The organism is Nocardia sp. NPDC004260 (genome assembly GCF_053603155.1).
In genome coordinates, this window is the sequence record NZ_JBSGEZ010000228.1 from 1 (window position 1) to 2,327 (window position 2,327).

General features: G+C 65.2%; 2 protein-coding genes. Both read right to left on the minus strand.

Annotation, left to right across the window (positions count from 1 at the left end; all coding sequences use genetic code 11):
• Positions 1–15 precede the first annotated feature (15 nt).
• Complete coding sequence (locus ACWEO7_RS39190) at positions 16–1,314, minus strand: ATP-binding protein (protein ID WP_452430868.1); 1,299 nt, start codon at positions 1,312–1,314, stop codon at positions 16–18.
• 122 nt (positions 1,315–1,436) lie between these two features.
• Positions 1,437–1,886, minus strand: coding sequence for a hypothetical protein (locus ACWEO7_RS39195; RefSeq protein WP_452430870.1), 450 nt, complete (start codon positions 1,884–1,886; stop codon positions 1,437–1,439).
• Positions 1,887–2,327: the final 441 nt, after the last annotated feature.

Here is a 2,327-nt window from a genome sequence, read left to right on the forward strand (position 1 = left end):
CGCGATCGGCCACTATCACCACACGGCCGCAACCGAAGGCCACCCGGTCCCATCCACATGGCAAACCAGTGGTCCCATCACCCTGGCAGGCGACAGTCGTGGCTGATCGTCGAATGTCTGGTCGATGCAGGCCAGGAGATTGTCACGCTCGACGCGTAACCAGGTCAGCGCCTGCATTGTGTCAGCGAACTCGCGCACCAGACCACCTTCCGGTACAGATCGCGCAGTGGGCTGGATGTAGCGGGCGACGTGCCTCTCTGCTGCCGTGGCGCTGGCTTGGTAGTAGTTCAGCAGCCGGTCATTCGCCTGGGTGTTGGTGTCAGGTGAGTCGGTTTCGGCTCGGGTGCGAGCGTAGGCCCGCAGCAGATCGTGTAACCGGTAGCGACCCGGTTGCGTTTCCTCGATGATGTGGTCGGTGTAGAACGCGTCCAAGTGCTTACGCGCCACATCGACAGAGACACCGGCCAACGCCGCCGCGGCCCAAGCGTCGATGTCCGGGCCCGGGTGCAGCCCCAGACACCGGAACATGCGTTGTCGTTCGGGCGGAAGGTCCTGGTAGGACATCGTGAACGCAACCTGCACCGAACGCGGCCCGGCTTCGAGTTCCTCCAGCCGGTCCTGAGCGGCGGCGAACTCGTCTGCGAATCCGGCGATGCTCCAGGATCGGTGGTGGGCCAGGCGGCCGGCCAGCAGGACGATCGCCAACGGGAGGTAGCCGCACAATCGGACGAGTTCGTCCACGGCGGTGCGCTCGACATCGGTGGCCGCGGTGCGGCCAGCGAGGGTAGTGAACAGCTCGGCGGCGGTGTCAGGATCGAGCACATCCAGTGGCAGACTGATGGCGCCATCGAGAGCGGTCAGGTGTCGGCGGCTGGTGATCAAGGTCAAGCACCCGCCTGTCCCTGGTAGCAATGGCTCGATTTGAACGTGGTCGCGAGCGTCATCGAGGACCAGCAACATTCTTTTCCCGATGGTGCGGTCCAGCCAGAGGTCCCGACGCCCCTCCAAGGTGGCAGGCAAGAAGCGGGAATCGACACCGACAGCGGTGAGAAGCCTTGCCAGAACATCCGCAGGATCGGCGGGCGCCTGTCCCGGGGTGTGGGCGTGCAACTCGACGAAGTACTGCCCATCGGGAAACGCGGGCGCCAACTGGTGGGCAGCCCGGGTCACCAGCGCAGTTTTACCGATACCAGCCATGCCGTCGATGGTGTGGATCGACACCACACGCCCCCCAGCCGACGCGGACACGATCTGCGCCAATTCGAGTCCGCGTCCGACGAGTGTGCCCACATCGCGCGGCAAAGTTCCGATCACGCTCGGAGGCGCCAGAGGCTGCTGCACTACCGAGTACTGGATGGAGATATCCCGGCCCACCCCTACCCCAGTGATAGCCACCGCGGGCAGAACAGATGACGGCGCAACAGACTCCCGGTCTGCTACTGCTGCGCCGCCGGAGGGTGAGGTTGCCCGGTGCCCGCCCGAATCCCACTGATGGTCATCGAGCCGTCCACCGAGGTGTTCTCAGCCACCACCCCCGCGCCTGCCGAGGCGACATCAGTGATCGTCAACTCCCCCGCACGCACCTCCCGCAGCTGCACGCCGACCGTGTCCGCCACCTGCGGCGCGTGATGATGCACCGCAACGAGCACCTGCCCCGCCGCGGCCAGCAGTTCCTCGTCAGCCCCCGCACCGGCCTGCTCGAGTTCCTCGGCGAGCACAGCCCGCCGGTTCACCGACTGCGGCTGCCGCTCCACCACGCCCACATCGACCGACCGATACCGCCCAGCAAGAAGACCCTTCAACGCCTGATACGCATCAGCGACCGCTCGCTCGGCTACACCGGTCAGCCCCGTAGCTGCGCCAGCCGCCACCGCAGCGACCACCATCGTTACCGGCTCCATCCTGACGTCCCCTCCCGCCCTCGCAGACCCGTCAACAGGATCCACGTACTTAATCCAGCAGAATCAATGTCGCGATGGGTGCGAACCCCGCTGCACCGCAGCTTATCCCGACAGCCTGCACTGCGGCTGACATCGCGAAATGGCCGGTATCACCAGCGCCTCCGGATCGTCGTAGCTACGGATCAGAAGATTAGGAGCTCAGCCGAACAGCGTCAGGATGCCGCGGACGGCACCTCAACCCGACGCTCTCCGCGTCGTCCCCGGATGTCAGCCTGGGGTGTACCCCAGATGCACACGAGTGCGAATCGTCTGAACGCCGATCGGCAACCGCGATAGGTGATCGCATGACCATAGATAGGTACATGCCCCATGTCGGCCCGCTACCGATTCGATGAGGATGGTTGTCGCGCAGCGAGTACACCACCG